This window comes from Amycolatopsis kentuckyensis (assembly GCF_002155975.1).
Classification (GTDB): Bacteria; Actinomycetota; Actinomycetes; order Mycobacteriales; family Pseudonocardiaceae; genus Amycolatopsis; species Amycolatopsis kentuckyensis.
Genome location: NZ_MUMI01000836.1, coordinates 1 through 1,269 on the forward strand (window position 1 = coordinate 1; position 1,269 = coordinate 1,269).

General features: G+C 76.5%; 2 protein-coding genes. Both read right to left on the bottom strand.

Features of this window, described 5'->3' with window-relative positions; genetic code table 11:
- Nucleotides 1-1,001, bottom strand: a 1,001-nt coding sequence (locus CCN39_RS48495) for a WXG100 family type VII secretion target (protein ID WP_244211364.1), incomplete at its 3' end; no start/stop codon positions are given.
- On the bottom strand, nt 998-1,269 hold a 272-nt coding region (locus CCN39_RS48500), incomplete at its 5' end, for a hypothetical protein (protein WP_086853979.1). The genes CCN39_RS48495 and CCN39_RS48500, both read right to left, overlap by 4 nt.

The following is a 1,269-nucleotide window of genomic DNA, read 5'->3' on the forward strand; positions in this document are numbered from 1 at the left end:
CCCCGGACCCCGACCAGCCCGCCGACCCGCAGCCGGCCCCGCCCGCCGAGGATCGCCACAGCTCGGCGGGCGGCATGCCGATGATGCCGATGATGGGCTTCGGAGCCTTCGGCTCGGGCGGCCAGGCCCGCCGAGCTGTGGCGATCCTCGGCGGGCGGGGCCGGCTGCGGGTCGGCGGGCTGGTCGGGGTCCGGGGTTCCGGAGCCGGTGTGGCGGCCCTCGGCCGTGCCGTCGGCCGAAGCCGGGTTCATGACCTCGTCGGCCGAAGCCGAAGCCGGGGCCGGGGCCGTGACCGGCGACGAAGCCGGGGCCGAAGCCGTGGCCGCGGCCTGCTCGCCCGCCTCGTTCAGCGCGTCGTCGTGCAGCTTGAAGCGCTCCGGCGGGTACCGGTGCCGGATCTCGATGGTGCGGGACGCCGCATCCGGGTCGTCCACCCCCTGGCACAGCCGGTCGAACGCCTCCAGGACGTCGCGCGCGGTTTCGTGCAGGGCCTTCGCCGAGTCCTGCGTCTCCTGCAGCTGGGTCCGCGCCCGCTTCGCGCCGCCGCTCGGGAGCAGCATCGTCTCCGACGTCAGCTCCGCCGCGTCCACCAGCACCTCGACCAGATCGACGACGACGTGGCGCACGGTCGTCACCATCTCGTCCAGTGCCCCCGCCAGGGTCTCCAGCGCCTCGTGGAGGTCGCCGCCCGCCGCGCCGATCGTGCGGATGTACGCGACGAACGAGTCCGCGTCGCGGCCCTCCCAGCCCGCGTCGAGCCGGCCGAGCTGTTCGTCCAGGCGCGCCGACACCTCGGCCGCGACCGAGGCCGCCTGGCGCAGGCGGTCCGCTTCCGCGCCGAGGTCGGCCCAGCGGCCGAGCAGCGGGCGGAAGTACGTCTCGACGGGGTCGATCACGCCCAGCTGCTGCGAGAGCTCCGTGAGGTACGCCAGGTACGGCTCGGCCGCCGCCGTGATGTCTTCCCCCGCGGGCACCGCCAGGGGCGGGCTGCCGGCCGTCATCCGTCCAGCCTTCCGGCGCGCTTGATCAGCTCCGCGGCTTCGTCGTCCTGGCCGCCGTGGCGGATCGTCACCTGCCGCAGCGCCACCGCGGCCGAGCGCAGCGCCTCGGCGCCGTCGGCCAGCTGCCGCCGCAACGCCCCGGCCGCGCGGCCGTACGACTCGCCGAGGCCGATCCGCGCCCCCAGCGCCCCGTAGGACTCCGCGGTGACGTCGCCGCCGACCTCGGCCGCCGCCGCGTCCAGGTCGTCCGCGGCGGCCTCGGCCGTCT